The sequence below is a fragment of the Amycolatopsis sp. NPDC050768 genome, assembly GCF_040654155.1.
Lineage (GTDB): Bacteria > Actinomycetota > Actinomycetes > Mycobacteriales > Pseudonocardiaceae > Amycolatopsis.
In genome coordinates, this window is sequence record NZ_JBFAHL010000001.1 from 359809 (window position 1) to 380950 (window position 21142).

Sequence of the window (21142 nt, forward strand, 5' to 3'; positions counted from 1 at the left end):
CCGCTGGTGTCCGCGATGGCGCAGCTGATCCGCTAGTCCACGCCGGACACCTGGCTCCGCCACGGCGCGTTCTTTCGGGATGGGCTACGCGCCTAGTCCTCTTCGGACCGCGTCCCGATCAGTGGGCCACTTCAGCTTCCGCACGGACCGGGACCACAGCGATGGCCAGTGCGGGGAAGATCGCGACGAGGCAGAACGCCAGCGCGTAGCGGCTGTCGCCGATGACGAGGCCGAGCAGGGGTGGCGTGAGGGCCCCGGCGATGTTCTGCGCGGTGTTCTGGGTGGCCATCGCGCGGCCGGACCAGGCGACGCCGGCGAGCTCGGCGGAGGCGGTGAAGCCGAGGCCGTTGTCGGCGACCGTGATGATCGCAGCGAGGACCAGGGCGATCAGCACGAGCCACAGCCACGTCACGTCGCCGAGGGCTACGAGCAGCATCACGACCACGCCGGCCACCGCGAGCTGCCGCATCGGGCGCAGGCGGCTGCCGACGCGGTCGGACCAGTAGCCCGACCCCAGCCGGCCCGCCGCGCCGAGCACCTGGGCCACCGCGAGGAACACGCCGGCGCCCGACGGGCTCCAGTGGTGCTGCGACACGAGGTAGACCGGCGCGAACGCCGAGACCGTGAACTGCGGCACGACCAGCAGCGCGCTCGCGCCGTGCACGCGCCAGAGCCACGGCTTGCGGTACGGCGAAGGCGGCTTCGAAGCACCGGCGGCAGGGCGCGGCGGCCGCGGCGGGTCGGCGACGAACACCGCGACCAGCAGCGCGACCACGATCCCGAGCACGGCCGGCAGCAGCATCGCGGCCTGGAACCCCCAGCGCGCGGCCAGCGGCGGCAGGCCCAGCGCGGCCACGCCGACGCCCAGCGGCTGCGCCGTCTGCCGGATGCCCATCGCCATGCCGCGTTCGGACTTCGAAAACCAGCCCATCACGACGCGGCCGCTCGCCGCGTTGACCGAAGCCGTGCACGCTCCGGCAACAAGGAACAACCCGAAGAGCAGCCCGACCGGGTGATGCCACAGTGCGGCGTACACCAGGAGTAACCCCGAACCGCCCAGTCCGAGGGCCATGATCAGGCGCTCTCCGTAACGGTCCGCAGCCGCGCCCCACACGATCAGGGTGAGCAGCAGGCCGATGCTCGGCGCGGCGACGACGGTGCCGGCCTCGGCGAGCGTCAGGTCGTCGGCGGCGCGCATCGCAGGGATCAGAAAGGGCAGCCCGTAGAGGAAGGAACAGCTCGCGGTCTGCGCGGCGAGGCCGAGCGCGAGAATGAGCCACCGTCGAGAACTGGGCTTTTCGCGTATCGCCTCACCGGCCGCGACCTGCGACATCTTTCCCACCGTCTCACATATTGAGAATTAGTTCCTACATTCTGAACTTTAGTTGGGCATGCTAACGAACGCAACCGCCAAGGAGGCGGTCACGTCCGGAAGCGTCGGAGGTCAGGCCAGAGCGGCGTACCCGGGCTTGATCACGTCGTTGATCAGCGACAACCGGGCGTCGAAATCGAGGAACGCGGATTTCATGGCATTGATCGTGAACCAGCGAAGATCATCAAGACCGAACCCGAACGTGGTCGCCAGAGCGGTGAATTCACTGGTCATCGTGCATCCGCTCATCAGCCGGTTGTCGGTGTTCACCGTGACCCGGAAGTGCAGCCGGGCGAGCTGGGCGATCGGGTGCTCGGCGAACGACGCGACGGTGCCCGTCTGCACGTTCGACGTCGGGCAGACCTCCAGGGGTATGCGGCGGTCCCGAACGTAGCTCGCCAACCGTCCAAGGTGGACCGTTCCGTCCGAATCGGTCTTGATGTCCTCGACGATCCGCACGCCGTGGCCGAGCCGTTCGGCGCCGCAATACTGGATGGCCTCCCAAATGGACGGCAAGCCGAATGCCTCGCCCGCGTGAATCGTGAAATGCGCGTTGTTCTGACGCAGATATTCAAATGCGTCGAGATTTCGGGTCGGCGGAAAGCCGTCCTCGGGGCCGGCGATGTCGAAACCCGCCACGCCGGCGTCGCGGTGGCGCACCGCCAGCTCGGCGATCTCGAGGGCGCGGGCGTGCTGGCGCATCGCGCAGAGCAACGTGCGGACCTTGATCGCACCGCCCGCGGCGGCCACGCGCTGTGTTCCCTCGACGAGACCGGTCTGGACCGCTTCGACCACCGCATCGAGTGACAGGCCGCGTTCGACGAACAATTCGGGTGCGTAGCGCAGCTCGGCGTAGACCACGCCGTCGGCCGCGAGGTCTTCCACAGCCTCGGCCGCGACCCTGACCAGCGCTTCCTCGGTCTGCATCACGCCGCAGGTGTGGGCGAACGTCTCGAGGTAGGACACGAGCGAGCCGGAGTCGGCGGCTTCGCGGAACCAGCGGCCGAGGGCCGCGACGTCGGTGGTCGGCAGAGCGTCGTAGCCAGTCACTTCGGCGAGCTCGACGACGGTGGCCGGGCGAAGGCCGCCGTCCAGGTGGTCGTGCAGCAGGACCTTGGGGGCCCGAAGCAGGGTCTCTGCGTCGAGCGGGGTTACGTCTGACATGCACCAACGGTAGTCTCGTTGTCATTCCCCTACATGGCGGTAACTCTCAGCGTCGAGGCAACCCTCAGCTTTGACGATCAAGGAAGGAATCGGCCATCCGGGTAACGCGGCCGTTATCCCGTCTTAGCGGGGCCCATACGCACAGCAATTTTTCACTGGATAAGCTTCGTCCCACGTCCCTTCCATTTCCCCGCCGACGAAGGACACAGCAGTGACCACTGACAACCACATTGCCGCTCCGTCCTTCGACCGGATGCGCAACATGCTGGTGCGCGCGGCCGAAGTGCGCGAGAGCGAACAGCAGCAGATCTTCGACGCGCTGGACGACATCTACGCCCGGCTCGCCCCGGTCGACTCGCTGGGCGCCGTTCGGAAGCGGCTGTCCGAGATGCCCGACCGCACCGAGGTCGGCGTGATCGCGGAGCGCCTCGACGAGGCCATGACGCGGCTGGAGGCCCAGGACAACGCGATCGCCGCGATCACCCACGCGGTCGAGAGCATCGTCGACAAGCTGGCCAAGCCGTTCGCGCAGCTCGACGGCCGGCTCGACGGCGTCGCCGCGCGGTTCGAGGGCGTCGCGGGCCGGATGGACGGGCTCGAGGACAAGCTGCAGAACATCCACCGCCGGCTCGACGAGCTGGGCGGCCACCTGGACAAGCAGGACGCCAAGCTCGACTCGATCCCGCAGACCACGCAGGCTCCGGTGCGCGAGCGCATCGAGCTCGCGGAGGCCACTCTGCGCGAACGCATCGAGACGGCCGACCACGAGCTGCGCACCCGCGTCGACGAGCTCGACCGCGCCACTCGCGAGCGCTTCGACAGCACCGCCGACGCGCTGCGCACCGCCATCACGGAGACCGGCGAGATGGTCGACGCCTCCGAGCGCCTCGAAGGTCTGGTCAACCGCCTCGACACGGTCACCCAGCGCCTCGACGACCTGGGCAACCGTCTGGACAAGGTCGAAGACGGCTTCGTGTCCCAGCTGGGCGACCTGGACGGCTCCATCAAGTCCGGCCTCTCCAAGGTCGAAGGCACGCTGGCCAAGCAGCCCGACACCGACTCCGTCGACTCCCTGGTGCGCCGCTCGAACGACGAGTCCGTGCGACGGATCGGTGGTCAGCTGGACGAGGCCATGGCGACCTTCGCCGAGCTGATGCTCGGTGGCGGACCGGCCGTGCAGCAGATCTCCCCGCCGGCGCCCGCGCCGCGTCAGCCGCGGCGCAGCTCGCGCAACGGCCGGTCCCCGAAGGCCGTGGACCCGAAGGCGAAGAACGGGTCTGAGCCGGAAGATGCTGCTGGTGAGTGAAGTCTGAACCTCCGGATATGAAAGTGCCCCCGCCTGATGGTGGGGGCACTTTCATATCCAACGCAAAGATCGTCGGTCAGGAGCGGATGGTCTCCAGGACGATCGGCCCGACAGCCGGAGCCGTGTCCGACACAGAGAACGCGCCCGCCAAAGCCTCCAACGCGCCGGCCACCGCGTCCGGTGTGTCCGTGTGCAGCTCAAGCAAAGGCTCGCCCGCGGTAACCGCCTCGCCGGGTTTGGCCAGGCACAGAATGCCCGCAGCGGCCTGCACCGGGTCTTCCTTCCGAGCCCGCCCCGCGCCGAGGCGCCAAGCAGCGACACCGACCGCGTAGGCGTCCAGCGAAGACAGGACGCCCGAAGCCGGAGCCGGGACCACATGGACATGCGCGGGCGGGGGAAGCGGCGCCGAAGGATCGCCACCCTGAGCGGTGATCATGCGGGACCACGTTTCGTAAGCCTCGCCCGAAGCCAGCACCTCCGCAGGGTCCACTGAGGACAAACCCGCCAAAGCGAGCATTTCGCGGGCCAGAGCCACGGTCAGCGAAACCACGTCAGCCGGACCGCCGCCCTGCAAGACCGAGACCGCCTCGGCGACCTCGACCGCGTTGCCGACCGCGCGGCCGAGAGGCACGTTCATGTCCGTGATCAACGCAGTGGTCGCGACCTCGTGAGCCGCGCCGATGGAGACCAGGGTGGAGGCCAGCGAACGAGCGTCGGCCACTGTCTTCATGAAGGCACCCGAGCCCGCCTTCACGTCCAGGACCAGGCCCGAAGCGCCCTCGGCGATCTTCTTCGACATGATCGACGAAGCGATCAGCGGGATCGACTCGACCGTGGAAGTGACATCCCGCAGGGCATACAGCTTCTTGTCCGCCGGAGCCAGCCCCTCCGTGGCCGCGCAGACGACGGCACCGACCGACGAAAGCTGCCCGGTGATCTCGTCCAAAGACAACGCCGCGCGCCAGCCTGGGATGGACTCCAGTTTGTCCAGGGTGCCGCCCGTGTGGCCGAGGCCGCGGCCGGACAACTGGGGGACGGCCGCGCCGCAAGCAGCGACCAACGGTGCCAACGGCAGAGTGATCTTGTCGCCGACACCGCCCGTCGAGTGCTTGTCCACCGTCGGGCGCCCCACGGACAGCGACAGGCGCGAGCCCGACGCGATCATCGCGCCCGTCCAGCGGGAGGTTTCGCCAGGGGTCATCCCGCGCAGAAAGATGGCCATCGCCAGCGCGGCCATTTGTTCCTCGGCCACAACCCCCTGCGTGTAAGCGTCCACCACCCAGTCGATCTGCGCGTCGGACAGAGCTCCGCCGTCGCGTTTGGTCCGGATGACGTCGACCGCCACTGGATCTGACGCCGCCTCCGCGGGAGGGAGTGCGTCGGCGGAGGTCACGGGAGGTCCTCGGGCCCGAAGGCGTCGGGCAGGACGTCGGACATCGGCAGGATCCCGCGTGGAGTGTCGACCAAACACGACGACCCGCCCAGCTCGAACAGGATCTGCCGGCACCGCCCGCACGGCATGAGCAGCTCACCCGCGCCGCTGCGGCAGGCGACGGCCACGAGCCGGCCGCCGCCCGACAACCGCAGCTGGCCCGCCATCGTGCATTCCGCGCACAGACCCAGGCCGTACGAAGCGTTCTCGACGTTGCAGCCCGTCACCATCCGGCCGTCGTCCACGATGCCCGCGACGCCGACGTGCAGGCCCGAGTAAGGCGCATAGGCCGAGGCAGCAGCCGACACCGCCGAAGCCCGCAGCGCGTCCCAGTCCACAGAGGTCATCAGTCCCCCTCCCCTCGCCGATAAGGCGCACCGTCGGCCTTCGGTGGACGGAGCCGTTGCGACGCCACCGCGAGCACGATCAGCGTCACGAAGTGCGCCGTGTACGGGATCAGGTCGCTCGGCAGCGTGTCGTTGGTCCAGTAGATCGCGTACAGCGCCCCGGCCCCGATGACGCCCAGAGCCGCCGCCAGCCAACGCTTCCGAATCAGCTGCACCACGACGATGATCGCCAGCAGGATCACCGCGCCGTACAGCAGCGCGAGCACCGCCTCGCCACCGCCGGCGAGCTGCAGGCCGTCCGCGTACCCGAACAGCGCCGCGCCGCCGAGCAGGCCGCCCGGGCGCCAGTTGCCGAAGATCATGGCGGCGAGACCGATGTACCCGCGGCCGTTGGTCTGGTTCTCGAGGTAGTCCGCGCCGCCCTTGAGCAGAACCAGCGAAGCGCCACCCATGCCGGCGAAACCGCCGGAGATCAGCACACCGAGGTACTTGTAGCGGTACACGTTGACACCCAGCGACTCCGCGGCCACCGGGTTCTCACCGCACGAACGCAGCCGCAGGCCGAACCGCGTGTGCCAGAGGATCCAGTAGCTCACCGGCACCAGGATGATCGCGATCATCGTCAGCGGCGCGACGCCGGTGATCAGACCACGCAGGATGCCGGCGACGTCGGAGATCCCCACGCGCTGCTCGTTCTCCAGCGTGCCGAGCCAATCGGACAGGCCCGACGCGGAGTACGTGTCGAACTTCGGCACCGGCGGCGACTGCCGCGGGTTGCCCGAGATCGGCTCGAAGATCAGGTTCGCCAGATATTTCGCGATGCCCAACCCCAGCAGGTTGATCGCCACACCGGAGACGATGTGGTTGACGTTGAAGGTCACCGTCGCGATCGCGTGCAGCAGGCCGCCGATGGCGCCGAACGCGATGGCCGAGAGCAGGCCGACCCACACGCCGCCGTAGTACGCGCCCCAGGCCGCGCCGAAGGTGCCGAGGATCATCATGCCCTCGAGGCCGATGTTGACCACGCCCGCGCGCTCCGACCACAGGCCGCCGAGCGCACACAGCAGGATCGGCAGCGCGAGCCGCAGGGCCGTCGACGCCGTGTTGCTCGACGTCAGCGCCGAAACACCGGTCGCGTACGACGCCGTCGACATCACCGCGATCGCCACCACGGCCCAGATCACGCCACGCAGCCAGCCGGGAATCCGTCGCCGCCGTTCCACCACCGGCTCCGGCATGCCGGAGGCGGGCTCCTTCATGGGGAACTCCGTCACCTGGCTCACACCGCACCGCCTTCCGCGACGGAGGCACCCTTGCGCCCGTTGCCGGCGAGCGCCCGGCCCACCCTGCGTTGTTCGGCCGCGAGGTCGGCGCGGCGCACGATCTCGTACGCGACGACGACCGACAGCACGATGATGCCCTGCATGATCGTCGCGATCTCCTTGGACACGTTGATCTGCTCCAGCGACACCGCCGAGGTGTCGAGGAACGCCCACAGCAGCGCGCCGAACGCGATGCCGCCGGGGTGGTTGCGGCCCAGCAGCGCCACGGCGATGCCGGTGAAGCCGTACATCTGCGTGGCCGTGATGCCGTAGCTGTAGTCGCGGCCGAGCAGCTCCGGCATGGCGACGAGACCCGCCACCGCACCGGAGAGCAGCATCGCGATCAGCGTCATCCGCTTCGCGCTCACGCCACCGGCCGCCGCCGCCGTCGACGACTCACCGCTCGCCTTGAGCTCGAAGCCGAACCGCGTGCGGTTGAGCATGAACCAGTAGGCGATGCCGATCACGATGGCGATGAAGAAGAACCCGAACAGCACGCCCGAGCCGAGGGGGACGCCCGGGATCCGGCCCGACGGCGCGATCGTGCGCGTGCCGATGTTGTTGCCCGACTGCACGCCGAACTGGTCGGCGTTGACGAGGAACGCGATGATGCCGGCGACGATCGAGTTCAGCATGATCGTCGAGATGACCTCGCTGACGCCGCGGGTCACCTTCAGCACGGCGGGGACCAGCGCGTACAGCGCACCCGACGCGACCGCGACGATCAGGATCACGATGGTGTGGAGGATCGGCGGCAGCTGCAGCGCGCCGCCGATGATCGCGGCGACCACGGCCGCGAACCGGTACTGGCCCTCGACACCGATGTTGAACAGGTTCATCTGGAAGCCGATGGCCACCGCGAGCCCGGACAGGTAGTACACCGTCGCGAGGTTCACCGTGTCCACGGCGGTGGAGCCCTTGAAGAGCTGCCCCACCATGGTCCCGTACGCCTCCAGCGGGTCGGCGCCGGAGATGACGAGCGCGATCGCCGAGAGCAGCACGGCGAACACGATCGCGAGCAGGGGCGGCAGCAGCCGCGTGCGCCACGAAGTCATTACGCTTCTTCACCTTCTTCGGCACCGGTCATGGCGGAACCGAGTTCCTGCGGGGTCACCGTGGCGGGGTTCGCCTCGCTCACCAGGCGCCCGCGCAGCATCACGCGGATCGTGTCGGAGAGCCCGATCAGCTCGTCGAGGTCGGCGGAGATCAGCAGCACCGCCAGGCCGTCGGCGCGCGCCTGCCGGATCTGCTCCCAGATCATGGCCTGCGCACCGACGTCGACACCGCGCGTCGGGTGCGAAGCGATGAGCAGCACGGGGTTGCCCGACAGCTCGCGCCCGACGATCAGCTTCTGCTGGTTGCCGCCCGAGAGCGCGGCGGCCGGCACATCGATGCCCGGCGTGCGCACGTCGTACTCGCGCACGATGCGCTCGGTGTCGCGGCGCGCGCCGGCGATGTCCAGCAACTGTCCACTCGAGACGGGTTTGCGCGTCTGGTAGCCGAGGATCCGGTTGGCCCACAACGGTTGCGTGAGCAGCAGGCTGTGGCGCGTGCGGTCTTCGGCGATGTAACCGATGCCGGCCTCGCGCCGCGCGAGCGTGCCCAGCTTCACCAGGTCGTGGGTTTTGCCGTCGGCCTCGGCGAGCTCGATGTGCCCGCCGCTGGCCTTGCGCATGCCCATGATGGTCTCGACGAGCTCGGTCTGGCCGTTGCCCTCGACGCCCGCGATGCCGAGCACCTCACCCGCGTGCACCGTGAACGCGATGTCGTCCAGCAGCTTCAGCTCGGAGTTCTCGGCCGTGAGGCTCAGGTCCTTCAATCGCAGCACGTCGCGGTCGGTCACCGTCGACTCGCGCGTCTCGGGGCTGGGCAGCTCCGAACCGACCATCATCTCCGCCAGCTGACGGCTGGTGATGGTCTTCGGGTCGGCTGTGCCGACGGTGGTGCCGCGCCGGATCACCGTGACGGTGTCGGCGATGGCCCGCACCTCGTCGAGCTTGTGGGAGATGAAGAGGAAGGTGTAGCCGTCGGCCTGCATTTCGCGGACCGTGCTGAACAGCGCGTCGACCTCCTGCGGCACGAGCACCGCGGTGGGTTCGTCGAGGATGATGATCTTCGCGCCGCGGTAGAGGACCTTCACGATCTCCACGCGCTGGCGGTCGGCCACGCCGAGCTCTTCCAGCAACGCGTCCGGCTTGGCGCGCAGGCCCGTCTGCTCGGAGAGCTTCTTGAGCCGGGCGCGCGCTTCACCGCCGATGCCGTGCAGGGCCTCGCCGCCGAGGAACACGTTCTCGGCGACGGTGAAGTTGTCGGCGAGCATGAAGTGCTGGTGCACCATGCCGATCCCGGCCTGGATGGCGTCCTGCGGGTTGCGCAGCTTCACCTCGGTGCCGTTGATGGCGATGGTTCCCTCGTCGGGCTGCTGCATCCCGTAGAGGATCTTCATCAGGGTCGACTTGCCCGCGCCGTTCTCGCCGCAGAGGGCGTGCACCTCGCCCGCGGCCACGGTGAGGTTGACGTCGGAGTTGGCGACCACACCCGGGAACCGCTTGGTGATCCCGGTCAGCTGGACGGCCGTCGTGCCCCGGTCGGGGACGGCATCGGCCTCGGCAGTGCTCATGGGAGAGGCATCCAGTTCTGTCGAAACGCGTGAGGGCTCGGAAGGAAGATCCTTCCGAGCCCTGGCACGTGGCGTGTACTACTTGGTCGGCTTGTCCGAAACCTGGATGGCGCCCGAGATGATCTGGGCCTTGTACCCTTCCAGCACGTCCTTGATGTCGTCGACCTTGCCGCCGGAGGTGGCGTAGCCGACGCCGTCGACCTTCAGGTCGAAGCGCTGCGGCAGCACGCTCAGGTCACCCTTCGCGTCGGCCTGCAGGAAGTCGAACACCGCGACGTCCACGCGCTTCATCATCGAGGTGAGGATGATGTCCTTGTCGGCGGCGACCGTGGCCTGGTTGTACTGGTCGGAGTCGACACCGATGGCCAACGCCTTGCCCGACGTCTTGGCGGCGTCGAACACACCCTTACCGGAGGCACCGGCGGCGTGGTAGATCACGTCCGCGCCGTTGTTGATCTCGGCGGCGGCCTTGACGTTGCCCTTGGCCGGGTCCTGGAAACCGGAGAAGTCGCCGGCCGGCGTCAGGTACTCGTCCTCGATCTTGACCTTGTTCGACACGGCCCGCGCACCCTGCAGGTAGCCGGCCTCGAACTTCTGGATCAGCGGCGTGTTCACCCCACCGACGAAGCCGATGTGGCAGTTCTTGCTCTTGTAGACGGCGGCGACGCCGGCCAGGAACGAGCCCTGCTCCTCGGCGAACACCAGCGGCGTCACGTTGGGGAGCTTGATGGTGTCGTCGTCGACGATCGCGAACCGGGTGTTCGGGTGCTTCGGCGCGACGGCGGCGACCGACGGCGCGTAGGCGAAACCGACCGCGATGATCGGGTTCAGGCCCTGCGACGCCATCTGCTCGAGCCGCTGCTGCTTGGCCGACTCGCTCTCGCTCGGGCTGGCCGTGCTCTCGTTGACGGTCGTGATGCCGAGCTCGGACTTCGCCTTGTCGACGCCGGCCGCGGCCGCATCGTTGAAGGAGGCGTCACCCCGGCCGCCGATGTCGAACGCCAGGCCGACCTTGAGCTTGCTGCCGTCCACCTTCTCGCCGGACGAGCTGCTGGTCGTGGCTGCTGCCGGAGCCGCGGGCGGCTTCGGCGCGGTGACGCAGCTCGTGTCAGAGCTGCCAGCCGCGGCGGTGTTGCTGCTGCTGCCCCCGCCGGTGTCCTTCGCGCACCCTGCCAAGGTGAGGACCCCGGCCATGGTCGCGGCGGCCAGCGCGGTTCCACGCATGCGACGCAACGTGTGTCTCCCTCCCCGCTGATCCAGCGGACTAAGTGGAAGCGACCCGGTACCGGTGTCTTCCTTCGGTGCCGAGTTCAACCGCCAGACCGTACCCAACAGCCAGACAACCGCCATAGGAAAGGCACGCTACGTAACACAAACGTTTACTCAGCGGTCTGATTCGCGACCGATCGTGTACTTACGGTGATCAACTGGTTCAGGAAGGTACTCACCAGCTGTCACAGCCCGGGGTCCCGCGGCCCGTCGTCGCCGCGCGGTGAAACCCGTCCGGACGATCTTCGTCCACCCCCGGCGGAGGGCCTGGCCGACCGGGCGTTGCGGACATCACGAAAACCGTTCGGGCCCGGCTGGTTTTTCACCCGCCGCCGCAAGCGGTACCGGCCTGCTGAATCGAATCGACCGGGCCGGGAGCCCCAGGTCGGATTCGCCCTGGACCGCCCGTGCCGCGTGGCCGGCGCCACACGTCCGAGTGGTGCGGGACGCTCCGGGTGTCTGGTCCATCACAGAGACGAACCCGGAGGTGAGCCGGGTCCAGATGGCGGGTCTAGCATCCTTTCATCCACGCTCGATGGCCCTAGATCTCGGCACCGCTGCCGGCGTTGTCCCCAGTGGACCGACGCGGAAGCGGGTGCGGACCTCACCGGTCAGCCGGGCACAACAGATGACGTTGGAGGCCGTTCACCGATGTCCACCACGGCGAGCACTGCCACCGAGGCAGGAGCGAGCGATCGGGCGGGTGCCTCACGCCGGCAGGGGACCTTCTACCGGGGCGACCCCGGCATGTGGTCCTGGGTGCTGCACCGCATCACCGGCGTGCTGACATTCTTCTTCCTGTTCGTGCACGTGCTCGACACCTCGCTCGTCCGCGTGTCGCCGAACACCTACGACCAGGTGATCGAGACGTACAAGACGCCGCTCGTGAACCTGCTCGAGGTCGGTCTGGTCGGCGCGGTTCTCTTCCACGCCCTCAACGGCGTCCGCGTCATGCTGGTCGACTTCTGGTCCAAGGGCCCGAAGTTCCAGAAGACGATGCTGTGGGTGATCGGTGTCGTGTGGGTCGTCGTGATGATTCCGGGTGCGTTCTTCATGCTGAAGCGCACGGTCGAGACGCTCTTCGGGGGTAACTGACCATGGCCGACTCGCTCGTCATCGAATCGCCGCGCACCCCGAAGCGCCCGGCGGCCCGCCGCAGCAACTTCGAGCTCTACAGCTGGCTGTTCATGCGCATCTCGGGCCTCGCGCTGATCATCCTGGTGCTGGGCCACCTGCTGATCATGAACATCCTCGACGGCGGTGTGCACCGCATCAACTGGGGCTTCGTCGCCGGCCGCTGGGCTTCGCCGTTCTGGCAGTTCTGGGACCTCGCGATGCTGTGGCTCGCCGAGATCCACGGCGGCAACGGCCTGCGCACGATCATCGACGACTACGCCCGCAAGGACTCCACGCGGTTCTGGCTGAAGATCCTGCTGTACGTCTCGATGGTCCTGATCCTGGCCGTCGGCACGCTGGTGATCTTCACGTTCGACCCCGAGATGCCCGCCAGCTAGGCGCACCCACCACACACAGTGCTCGATTCCTGATAAGCGGAGCAATCCCTATGCAGTTCCACAAGTACGACGTGGTGATCGTCGGCGCCGGCGGCGCCGGCATGCGCGCGGCCATCGAGTCCGGCCAGCGCGCCCGCACCGCGGTCCTCACCAAGCTGTACCCCACGCGGTCCCACACCGGCGCCGCGCAGGGCGGCATGTGCGCCGCGCTGGCGAACGTCGAAGAGGACAACTGGGAGTGGCACACCTTCGACACCGTCAAGGGCGGTGACTACCTCGTCGACCAGGACGCCGCGGAGATCATGGCCAAGGAGGCCATCGACGCGGTCCTCGACCTCGAGAAGATGGGCCTGCCGTTCAACCGCACGCCCGAGGGCAAGATCGACCAGCGCCGCTTCGGCGGCCACACCCGTGACCACGGCAAGGCGGCCGTGCGCCGCGCCTGCTACGCCGCGGACCGCACCGGCCACATGATCCTGCAGACGCTGTACCAAAACTGCGTCAAGTACGGCACGGAGTTCTTCAACGAGTTCTACGTGCTCGACCTCGTGACCAGCGAGGACGAGAACGGCAACCCGATCGCGTCGGGCGTCGTGGCCTACGAGCTGGCCACCGGCGAGCTGCACGTGTTCCAGGCCAAGTCCATCGTGTTCGCCACCGGCGGCGCGGGCAAGATCTTCAAGACGACGTCGAACGCGCACACCCTCACCGGTGACGGCCTCGGCATCATCTTCCGCAAGGGCCTGCCGCTGGAGGACATGGAGTTCTTCCAGTTCCACCCGACCGGCCTCGCGGGCCTGGGCATCCTGATCTCCGAAGCCGTCCGCGGCGAAGGCGGGATCCTGCGCAACTCCGAGGGCGAGCGGTTCATGGAGCGCTACGCCCCCACCATCAAGGACCTCGCGCCGCGCGACATCGTCGCCCGCTCGATGGTCCAGGAGGTGCTGCAGGGCCGCGGCATGGGCCCGAACAAGGACTACGTGGTCCTCGACGTGACGCACCTGCCGGTGGAGGTCCTCGAGACCAAGCTGCCGGACATCACCGAGTTCTCGCGCACCTACCTGGGCGTCGACCCGGTGAAGGAGCCGGTGCCGGTGTTCCCGACCTGCCACTACGTGATGGGCGGCATCCCGACCAACATCCACGGCGAAGCGCTGCGCGACAACGAGAACGTGATCCCGGGCCTGTACGCGGCCGGCGAGGTCGCGTGCGTGTCGGTGCACGGCTCGAACCGCCTGGGCACCAACTCGCTGCTGGACATCAACGTGTTCGGCCGCCGCGCCGGCATCGCGGCCGCGGAGTACGCGCTGGCCCACGAGCACGTCGAGCTTCCGGAGCTGCCGACCAAGCTGGTCGAGGAGCAGCTGTCGGGCCTGCTGTCGGAGCACGGTGACGAGCGCGTCGCCGACATCCGCAAGGAAATGCAGCAGACGATGGACTCGCACGCCTCGGTGTACCGCACCGAGGACACGCTCAAGCAGGCGCTGACCGACATCCAGGCGCTGAAGGAGCGGTACACGCGGATCACCGTGTCGGACAAGGGCAAGCGGTACAACACCGACCTGCTCGAGGCCGTTGAGCTGGGCTTCCTGCTCGAACTGGCCGAGGTCCTGATCGTGGGCGCCCTGGCGCGCAAGGAGTCGCGCGGCGGCCACGCCCGCGAGGACTACCCCAACCGCGACGACACGAACTTCATGCGCCACACCATGGCCTACAAGCAGGGCGAGGGGCTGTCGTCGGACATCCGCCTCGACTACAAGCCGGTGACCTTCACGCGTTACGAGCCGATGGAGCGGAAGTACTGATGACTGCGGCAACCACCGAAGAAGCACCCGCGGCCTCGCAGGACCACACGCCGATCACGGTCACGCTGAAGATCCTGCGCTTCAACCCCGAGGTCGACACCGAGCCGCACTGGGAGTCCTACGACGTCCCGGCGCAGCGCACCGACCGGCTGCTGAACCTGCTGTTCTACGTCAAGGACTACATCGACGGCACGTTCTCGTTCCGCCGGTCGTGCGCCCACGGCGTGTGCGGCTCCGACGCCATGCAGATCAACGGCATCAACCGTTTGGCCTGCAAGGTGCTCATGAAGGACCTGCTCGAGAAGGACGGCAAGAAGACCGTCATCTCGATCGCCCCGATCAAGGGCCTGACGACGTTGAAGGACCTCTACGTCGACATGGACCCGTTCTTCGAGGCCTACCGGTCGGTCAAGCCGTACCTCATCAACTACGGCCACGAGCCCTCCCGCGAGCGCATCCAGTCCCAGGCCGACCGCGACCGCTTCGACGACACCACCAAGTGCATCCTCTGCGCCTGCTGCACGTCGTCGTGCCCGGTCTACTGGAACGACGGCTCGTACTTCGGTCCGGCCGCGATCGTCAACGCGCACCGCTTCATCTTCGACTCCCGCGACGACGCGGCCGAGGAGCGGCTGGACATCCTGAACGACTCCGAGGGGGTGTGGCGCTGCCGGACGACGTTCAACTGCACGGACGCTTGCCCACGTGGGATCCAGGTGACGAAGGCGATTCAGGAAGTGAAGCGCGCACTTTTGTTCAAGCGCGTCTGAGAAATTCGTTGCGGAGAGGCCCCCGTCCGGTTCGCCGGATGGGGGCCTTTTCGTTGCCGATTTGCAGCCAAGGCGGACAAAACTCCCCTGAACGGCGCTAGGGCGACTGTGCGTGATGGGACTAGCCTGACGAGTTACCGATGACTCGGACGGTCGTGCGACGGGGAACGAGCAGATGAGTGCTGGTGCGGAACTACGTAAGGTGCTTTCCCAACACTTGGCACGGTTCATCGCAGATGTCGAAGAACTCGTGTTCCGACATGGCTACTTGCGGGTGTTCGCGGCGGCGGTCGCCATGCTCGGCAGCGTGGGCCTGCTCGGCGAGGTGCTCGGCATGGAGTGGTTGCGCACGACGTTCGCCAGCATCGCGGGTGGGCTGTTCGTGATCGCCAGTGCGATCTCCTTCGCCGGCACCCACAAACTCCGCACCCAGGCGCAGCACAGTGAGGAGCTGCTGCACCGGTACGCCGACGCGCTCGCCGGGCGCACGCGCAAGCCCATCGCCGTGCAGGAGTGGATGCAGGAAGTGACCATTGAGGACAACGGCGACGCGTTCTGCCGGCGCGTGCTCGTGCTCCACGAGGCGAACGACAACGTCCCGCGTTACCTGTCCGTGAATCTCGTGTACTACGGAACCACGCCGATGTCCGAGCGGGCCCGTCGATTGGTGCAGTACAAGGCTTTCCACGCCGGGCCCGAAGACATCGACCAGAAGACCCGCGCCAACGCGACTTCGATCTGGTCCACCTCCGCGAACGGAAAACCGAAACTGGACATCTATATCCACCTCGGCACGATCGTTCAGGAAGGCGACGTGGTCACCGTGGAATGGATTTGGCCGAGGTACTCGGTGGACCTGATGTCGGGCGCCGAACCGGAATCGTTCGACGTGATGTTCCGCAAAGAAATCAGCAAGTTCGAGCACCGGGTGATCTTCCGCAACGTCAAGCGCGACTCGGCCTTCGTCGTGCGAAACCAGGGCGCACAAGGACTGCGGCGGCTCCGGCAGGGCAAGGACGTGATCGTGGAGTTCTCCGCGGCGAATCCGAAAATGGCTCAGTACATGGGGTTCATCGCCGACTATTCACCCGATTTATGACGGTCATAAAAAAAACCCGGAGTGCGGACTCCGGGTTTTTCGGGTGTGCGACCGGAACAACCGATCAGTTGCCACCCGTTTCGGAACCGCCGGACATACAAATTCCATTCGGGTAATGCGAGCCGACGCTGGAAGGGCTCGCGTGAGCGCTGACACTACTCCATTCGCGCTCCCCTGTCATACCGGCGGACGGCCGTATCCGGCGACCGCCGAGCCACCCGCCCCTGGCTCAGGAATCGCCCGAAGATCGTTCCTTCGATCGGGTGGAGCGCAGCGCGCGCCAGCCCAGCACCCCGATGATCGTACCCAGCACGAAGGACACCACCGTGAGCACCGCGTGCACGATGAAGTACGCCGTGGGGGAACCATCGGCTGACCAGGACTGGGAGCTGGCCCAGAGGTTCTTGGCGAAGGTGATCCAGATGATCCAGGACCACACGCCGAACAACAGCAGGAAGACCGCAGTACCTCGCGAAATGCGCATGCCCCTGAGTATGCAACCGGGCTCGCGCCGCTAGATTGCGTGGGTGCACAGCGTTTTCTCCCGGTCGCTCCCGGTTCTCGTCGCAGTGGTGGCCATTGGGCTGTTCGGCGGTGGAATCGGCCCGACGGCAGCCGTAGCCCAGGCTCAGCCCTGTCAGGACCAGGCCGCGCCGCCCGCGCCGGTGGACACGTCGGAGAAGCCGGCGCCCGGGCAGCCGACCCCGCCGCCTTTGCCGGTGCCCGTGGAGCCCGTCGGGGGGCTGCGCATGGGCGGCTGCGGGATGATCCTGCCCGACGGCGCGCTCAACCCACCGGACGGCAACACGGCCGCGTCGTGGGTGGTGCAGGACCTCGACACCGGCGACGTCGTCGCGGCGAAGAACCCGCACGCGCGGGAGCGGCCGGCGTCGCTCATCAAGACGCTGCTCGCGCTCGTCGTCACCAGCGAGATGAAGCCCGACCAGATCGTGGTGCCCACGAAGGAGGACGCCGAGCAGGAGTGCACCTGCGTCGGCATCGTGGCGGGTGCGAGCTACACCGTCGACCAGCTGCTGCACGGCCTGCTGATGCACTCGGGCAACGACGTCGCCCACGCGTTCGCGACCGCGCTCGGCGGGGTCGACATCGCGACCACGAAGATGAACCTGCTGGCCAGGCGCATCGGCGCCACGGACACGCGCGCGGCGACGCCGTCGGGCCTCGACGGGCCCGGAATGTCGACCTCGGCCTACGACCTGAGCGTGATCTTCCACTACGCGATGAAGCAGCAGGAGATCGCGCAGGCCGTGGCCACGAAGTCGTACACGATTCCGGCGGCGGGCGGCAAACCCGCCATTCCGGTCTTCAACGACAACAAGCTCCTCGGTGTCTACCCCGGCTTCCTCGGCGGCAAAACGGGCTTCACCGACGACGCCCGCCACACCTACGTCGGCGCCGCGGAGAAGGACGGCCACCGCCTCGCCGTGGTGATGATGCGCGCCGAGCAGCGGCCCACGAAGGTCGTGGACCAGGCGGGCAAGCTGCTCGACTACGGCTTCGCGCTCGAAGCCGACCACGCCGAGCCCGTCGGGCGCATCGCGTACGAGGCCCTCGTGGCCACGGCGCCGCCCGGTCCCCCGGCGAACGTCGCCGCCGGCGCCGCATCGTCGGCCGCGCCCGCGAAGGAAGACCCGTTCGGCACCACGGGCTGGATCCTCACGCTGGTGGTCGCCCTGATCATCATCGGCGGGTTCGTGATCGGCCACCAGCGCAAGAAGCAGGCCCAGCAGTAGATCGGGCCTAGTCCCGCCGGCGCCCCATCCAGCCGAGCAGCGCACCCACGCCGAACACGCCCGCGGCCGTGCCCAGACCGAACCCGCGTTGGACGGTCACGCGCGGCTCCAGCAGCACCGGCGCCGGCGGCCGCACGACCTTGCGCTGGTTCTCCTTCGCGGTCGCGGTCCAGGCCGTGACCATGAGGATGAACCGCGACACGAGGTTCGCGAACACGAGCAGACCGATGATCGGCCCGAAGATCGCCGCCGCCGGCGACTTCGTCACGCTCGCCAGGTAGATCGACGCCACCTGCTGCAGGATGACGAACCCGATCGCGGCGACGATCGCGCCCTTCACCGCACTGCGCATGGCCACGTGCTCGCGCGGCAGCCGCGCGATGACCCACAGGAACACGAGCGTGTTGGCCGCCAGGCCGAGGATGATCGTGGCCACCCGCAGCACCCAGACCGCCCAGGTCTCGTGCTCCAGGCCGACGAGCTCGAGCAGGTACTGCCCCACCCCGCCGCCCGCGGCGGTCACCGCGAACGACACGATCAGCGCCACGCCGAGCCCGACGAGCGACAGCAGGTCCTTGATCGTCGTCGACACGATCGGCTGCGGCTTCTTCTCCTGCCCCCACTGCGCCGTGAGCGCGTCGCGCAGGTTCGACATCCAGCCGATGCCCGAGTAGAGCGCCAGGAGCAGACCGAAGATCCCGATGCCGCTGCCGGACTTGATCGCCGCGTCGACGATCTGCGTCACGAGCCCCTGCAACGCCTCAGGCACGGAACTCTTGATGCCGTTGGTGATCTGGGCGATCACCGCCGGGTCGCCGCCCACGACCATGCCCACGATCGCGAACGCCACCATGAAGATCGGGAAAACCGCCAGCACGCTGAAGTACGTGATGGCGGCGGCGTAGTGGTTGCCGTAGTTCTCGCCGAAGGATTCGTTGGCTCGGATCAGGTGATCCAGCCACGGGTACTTCCGCCGCAGCCGAGGCAGCAGCTTTTCCTGGTCACCAGTCTTGTTCGCCACCGTAAAACGCTAACCACGGTGGGTGATAGTCGCAACGCGAGCGGGTACCCGGGGGTCAGTCCAGGGCGGCGAGCACCGCTCGGTAGGCGTCGCCGACGCGACCGGCCGACGTCGTGATCACCCGTGCCCGCGGCCGGTCGGCGAGGAGGGATTCGAGACGGCCATAGAACGCGGCGACATCGGCCGCGGTCGTGTCGTGGTGATGCGGCCCGGGCGTGCGCGAGGCGAAGCGGCTGAGGACGTTTTCGCGGGTGTCCCAGAGCACGAGTTCATGAAACGAAGCGCCGACGTCGTGGGCCAGTTCTTCCAGCTGCAGCAGGAAATCCGGGCGTGCGAGCAGCTGCGGGACGACGACGTCGTGGCCCGCGGTGAGGTGCGCGCGGGCGGCGGCGAGAGCCAACGCGCGCGCCGCCAAGCCGGACTCTTTCGGCCGCGCGCGCCAGCCGCCGACGAGCGAGCGCACGCGGTCGACGTCGAGGTTCAGCGTCGGCGGGTGGGCCTCCGCGAACCGCTCCGCCAACGTCGACTTGCCGATGGCGGGCGGTCCGTTGAGGACGATCAGCCGCACTTACGTCCCCTGAAAACCCTGGGCGATCTTCTGGCCGGCGGGCACCAGCAGGCTGGTTGGCCTCGGCGAGGGTGCTGCCGTTGGGGTGGCCGTCGTGGTCGACGCGTCGGTGCCGATGGCGGGGCTCACCACGTCGGCTGTGAGCAGCGGGCACGGCTGTGCGACCGGTTCCGGGAAGACCGGGCTCGAGTAGCCGACGATGCTCGGGCCGGCCGGCGCGTTTGCCTGCTTCTCGAGGTTCTGCATCACGCGCTTGGCGATGTCCTGCAGCTTGCCGACGCTGCCGTTGCCCTTGAGGTCGAAGTCGAAGCTCGCCATGGTGTCGCCGAGGATCACGGTGGCCTGGCCCGAAGCGTCGGGCGCTGGGACCGGGCGGCGCTTCGAGTACGCGTGCACCGGGCCGAGCGTGATGCTCGCCGGTGCGCCGGCGAACGCTGCTGGCGTGTCGGCCACGGGAGGTACGTACGCGGGCTGCGACACCGCGACGGCCAGGCTCTCCTGCAGCGTGCCGTCCTTCGGCTCCAGGGCGTAGGCGCACTTGTTGAGCGCCAGCCCGTCGGCCTTGGAGTACGTGATGGCCGAGGTGTCGAGCGGGCCCTTGCCGTCGCCCACGAGGTCGGTGCGCTCGAAGTTGACGGAGTTCGGGTCCGGCCGACGTGTCTTCACTTTTGTCCCCCGGACAAAAGCTCGATCAGCGAGAGGCAGGCAGGAAGCCCAACCGCTCGTACACGGTGGCGAGCGTGGGCGCTGCCACCTCCCGGGCACGCTGCGCACCGCGGGCAAGAACCTTGTCGAGCTCGGCGACGTCGTCCAAATAGGACTGGACGCTTGCCTGCAGCGGCGTGACCCACTCGACGAGTACCTCGGCGAGGTCCTTCTTCAGGTCGCCGTAGCCCTTGCCCTCGTACGCCGCTTCGAGGTCGGCGATCGAGCGCTCGGTGAGCGCCGAGTAGATGCTCAGCAGGTTGGAGACGCCGGCCTTGTTCTCCGCGTCGAACTTGACCTCGCGGCCGGTGTCGGTCACGGCGGAGCGGATCTTCTTGGCCGAGCGCTTGGGGTCTTCGAGCAGCTCGACGAGACCGTTGGCCGCGGACGCCGACTTGCTCATCTTCGCCGTCGGGTCCTGCAGGTCGTAGATCTTCGCGGTGTCCTTGACGATGTAGGGCTCGGGCACCGTGAACGTCTTGCCGAGGCGGTTGTTGAAGCGCTGCGCGAGGTTGCGCGTGAGCTCCAGGTGCTGGCGCTGGTCCTCGCCCACCGGCACGGCGTTGGCCTGGTAGAGCAGGATGTCGGCGGCCTGCAGGATCGGGTACGTGAACAGGCCCACACTGGCGCGGTCGGCGCCCTGTTTGGCCGACTTGTCCTTGAACTGCGTCATCCGGCTGGCCTCGCCGAAACCGGTCTGGCACTCGAGCACCCAGCCGAGCTGCGCGTGCTCGGGCACGTGACTCTGGACGAACAGGGCACTTCGGTCAGGGTCGACGCCGATCGCGAGCAGCTGCGCGGCCGAACGGCGCGTGCGCTCCAGCAGCACCTTCGGGTCCTGCTCCACCGTGATGGCGTGCAGGTCGACGACGCAGTAGAAGGTCTCGTGCGTGTCCTGCAGCTTCACCCACTGCCGCAGGGCGCCGAGGTAGTTGCCGAGGTGGAACGAGTCGGCCGTCGGCTGGATCCCGGAAAGCACCCGCAGGCGCCCGTTCTGTTCGTCGGACACGTCGGCGATTCTTTCAGGAGCCGGAGAGGCGGGTCACAGGGAGGTCTCTCTGGAGTACTCGGCGG

General features: G+C 67.9%; 20 protein-coding genes. 7 read left to right on the forward strand and 13 right to left on the reverse strand.

Features of this window, described 5'->3' with window-relative positions; genetic code table 11:
- Positions 1–118: 118 nt before the first annotated feature.
- Positions 119–1333 (reverse strand): MFS transporter, encoded by a 1215-nt coding sequence (locus AB0H62_RS01805; protein ID WP_360583549.1) that lies wholly within the window; start codon positions 1331–1333, stop codon positions 119–121.
- A gap of 111 nt (positions 1334–1444) precedes the next feature.
- A complete protein-coding gene (locus AB0H62_RS01810; RefSeq protein ID WP_220246229.1) occupies positions 1445–2536 on the reverse strand; it encodes an adenosine deaminase in 1092 nt (363 codons plus the stop codon).
- Between the two features lie 211 nt (positions 2537–2747).
- Between AB0H62_RS01810 and AB0H62_RS01815 the strand changes: the two genes are divergently transcribed.
- Positions 2748–3842: a PA containing protein gene (locus tag AB0H62_RS01815; protein ID WP_220246228.1), complete on the forward strand. Its 1095-nt coding sequence runs from the start codon at positions 2748–2750 to the stop codon at positions 3840–3842.
- 76 nt (positions 3843–3918) lie between these two features.
- Here the strand turns inward: AB0H62_RS01815 and AB0H62_RS01820 are convergent, their stop codons facing one another.
- The 6 genes from AB0H62_RS01820 to AB0H62_RS01845 form a co-directional block, all read right to left on the reverse strand.
- Positions 3919–5235 (reverse strand): thymidine phosphorylase, encoded by a 1317-nt coding sequence (locus AB0H62_RS01820; RefSeq protein ID WP_360583551.1) that lies wholly within the window; start codon positions 5233–5235, stop codon positions 3919–3921.
- A complete protein-coding gene (locus tag AB0H62_RS01825; RefSeq protein WP_220246226.1) occupies positions 5232–5621 on the reverse strand; it encodes a cytidine deaminase in 390 nt (129 codons plus the stop codon). The genes AB0H62_RS01820 and AB0H62_RS01825 overlap by 4 nt, the downstream gene beginning before the upstream one ends.
- Positions 5621–6880 carry an ABC transporter permease gene (locus AB0H62_RS01830; protein ID WP_360583554.1) on the reverse strand — a complete coding sequence of 420 codons (1260 nt, stop codon included), beginning with the start codon at positions 6878–6880 and terminating at the stop codon, positions 5621–5623. Before AB0H62_RS01830 ends, AB0H62_RS01825 begins: the two co-directional genes overlap by 1 nt.
- Before the next feature lie 20 nt (positions 6881–6900).
- The gene (locus AB0H62_RS01835) at positions 6901–7998 is read right to left on the reverse strand and encodes an ABC transporter permease (protein WP_220246224.1); all 1098 of its coding nucleotides are present in this window, start codon (positions 7996–7998) and stop codon (positions 6901–6903) included.
- Positions 7998–9563: an ABC transporter ATP-binding protein gene (locus tag AB0H62_RS01840; protein ID WP_220246223.1), complete on the reverse strand. Its 1566-nt coding sequence runs from the start codon at positions 9561–9563 to the stop codon at positions 7998–8000. Before AB0H62_RS01840 ends, AB0H62_RS01835 begins: the two co-directional genes overlap by 1 nt.
- A gap of 78 nt (positions 9564–9641) precedes the next feature.
- Entirely contained in the window at positions 9642–10787 is a 1146-nt protein-coding gene (locus tag AB0H62_RS01845) for a BMP family ABC transporter substrate-binding protein (protein WP_220246222.1), read from the reverse strand.
- Positions 10788–11483: 696 nt separating this feature from the next.
- Here AB0H62_RS01845 and sdhC point away from each other — a divergent pair.
- From sdhC to AB0H62_RS01870, 5 genes are all read left to right on the forward strand, one after another.
- Positions 11484–11927 carry a succinate dehydrogenase, cytochrome b556 subunit gene (gene sdhC / locus AB0H62_RS01850; RefSeq protein ID WP_354876176.1) on the forward strand — a complete coding sequence of 148 codons (444 nt, stop codon included), beginning with the start codon at positions 11484–11486 and terminating at the stop codon, positions 11925–11927.
- 2 nt (positions 11928–11929) lie between these two features.
- Positions 11930–12346, forward strand: coding sequence for a succinate dehydrogenase hydrophobic membrane anchor subunit (locus AB0H62_RS01855; RefSeq protein WP_220246220.1), 417 nt, complete (start codon positions 11930–11932; stop codon positions 12344–12346).
- 50 nt (positions 12347–12396) lie between these two features.
- On the forward strand, positions 12397–14151 hold the full coding sequence (gene sdhA, locus AB0H62_RS01860; RefSeq protein WP_220246219.1) for a succinate dehydrogenase flavoprotein subunit: 1755 nt from the start codon (positions 12397–12399) through the stop codon (positions 14149–14151).
- Positions 14151–14921, forward strand: a complete 771-nt coding sequence (locus tag AB0H62_RS01865; protein WP_220246218.1) for a succinate dehydrogenase iron-sulfur subunit — start codon at positions 14151–14153, stop codon at positions 14919–14921. The genes sdhA and AB0H62_RS01865 overlap by 1 nt, the downstream gene beginning before the upstream one ends.
- Positions 14922–15096: 175 nt before the next feature.
- Positions 15097–16020 carry a hypothetical protein gene (locus tag AB0H62_RS01870; protein WP_220246217.1) on the forward strand — a complete coding sequence of 308 codons (924 nt, stop codon included), beginning with the start codon at positions 15097–15099 and terminating at the stop codon, positions 16018–16020.
- Positions 16021–16249: 229 nt separating this feature from the next.
- Here the strand turns inward: AB0H62_RS01870 and AB0H62_RS01875 are convergent, their stop codons facing one another.
- A complete protein-coding gene (locus tag AB0H62_RS01875) occupies positions 16250–16504 on the reverse strand; it encodes an SCO4848 family membrane protein (protein WP_220246216.1) in 255 nt (84 codons plus the stop codon).
- 94 nt (positions 16505–16598) lie between these two features.
- Here AB0H62_RS01875 and AB0H62_RS01880 point away from each other — a divergent pair, with 94 nt between their 5' ends.
- Positions 16599–17774, forward strand: a complete 1176-nt coding sequence (locus AB0H62_RS01880) for a serine hydrolase (RefSeq protein ID WP_360584632.1) — start codon at positions 16599–16601, stop codon at positions 17772–17774.
- A 7-nt stretch (positions 17775–17781) separates the two neighbouring features.
- On the opposite strand, the gene AB0H62_RS01885 is transcribed toward AB0H62_RS01880, so the two are convergent.
- From AB0H62_RS01885 to trpS, 4 genes are read right to left on the reverse strand one after another with little or no spacing between them, the layout of a single operon-like run.
- Positions 17782–18795, reverse strand: a complete 1014-nt coding sequence (locus AB0H62_RS01885; protein ID WP_360583558.1) for a YhjD/YihY/BrkB family envelope integrity protein — start codon at positions 18793–18795, stop codon at positions 17782–17784.
- Positions 18796–18850: 55 nt separating this feature from the next.
- Positions 18851–19363, reverse strand: a complete 513-nt coding sequence (locus AB0H62_RS01890) for an AAA family ATPase (protein ID WP_360583560.1) — start codon at positions 19361–19363, stop codon at positions 18851–18853.
- Entirely contained in the window at positions 19364–20029 is a 666-nt protein-coding gene (locus AB0H62_RS01895; RefSeq protein WP_360583562.1) for a hypothetical protein, read from the reverse strand.
- Between the two features lie 25 nt (positions 20030–20054).
- A complete protein-coding gene (gene trpS / locus AB0H62_RS01900) occupies positions 20055–21077 on the reverse strand; it encodes a tryptophan--tRNA ligase (RefSeq protein WP_220246211.1) in 1023 nt (340 codons plus the stop codon).
- Between the last annotated feature and the right edge of the window lie 65 nt (positions 21078–21142).

Coding starts and splice junctions, on each gene's coding strand:
- AB0H62_RS01805 (WP_360583549.1), bottom strand. CDS start 1,333: ATGTCGCAGGTCGCGGCCGGTGAGGCGATACGCGAAAAGCCCAGTTCT.
- AB0H62_RS01810 (WP_220246229.1), bottom strand. CDS start 2,536: ATGTCAGACGTAACCCCGCTCGACGCAGAGACCCTGCTTCGGGCCCCC.
- AB0H62_RS01825 (WP_220246226.1), bottom strand. CDS start 5,621: ATGACCTCTGTGGACTGGGACGCGCTGCGGGCTTCGGCGGTGTCGGCT.
- AB0H62_RS01830 (WP_360583554.1), bottom strand. CDS start 6,880: ATGAAGGAGCCCGCCTCCGGCATGCCGGAGCCGGTGGTGGAACGGCGG.
- AB0H62_RS01835 (WP_220246224.1), bottom strand. CDS start 7,998: ATGACTTCGTGGCGCACGCGGCTGCTGCCGCCCCTGCTCGCGATCGTG.
- AB0H62_RS01840 (WP_220246223.1), bottom strand. CDS start 9,563: ATGAGCACTGCCGAGGCCGATGCCGTCCCCGACCGGGGCACGACGGCC.
- AB0H62_RS01845 (WP_220246222.1), bottom strand. CDS start 10,787: ATGCGTGGAACCGCGCTGGCCGCCGCGACCATGGCCGGGGTCCTCACC.
- sdhC (WP_354876176.1), top strand. CDS start 11,484: ATGTCCACCACGGCGAGCACTGCCACCGAGGCAGGAGCGAGCGATCGG.
- AB0H62_RS01855 (WP_220246220.1), top strand. CDS start 11,930: ATGGCCGACTCGCTCGTCATCGAATCGCCGCGCACCCCGAAGCGCCCG.
- sdhA (WP_220246219.1), top strand. CDS start 12,397: ATGCAGTTCCACAAGTACGACGTGGTGATCGTCGGCGCCGGCGGCGCC.
- AB0H62_RS01865 (WP_220246218.1), top strand. CDS start 14,151: ATGACTGCGGCAACCACCGAAGAAGCACCCGCGGCCTCGCAGGACCAC.
- AB0H62_RS01870 (WP_220246217.1), top strand. CDS start 15,097: ATGAGTGCTGGTGCGGAACTACGTAAGGTGCTTTCCCAACACTTGGCA.
- AB0H62_RS01875 (WP_220246216.1), bottom strand. CDS start 16,504: ATGCGCATTTCGCGAGGTACTGCGGTCTTCCTGCTGTTGTTCGGCGTG.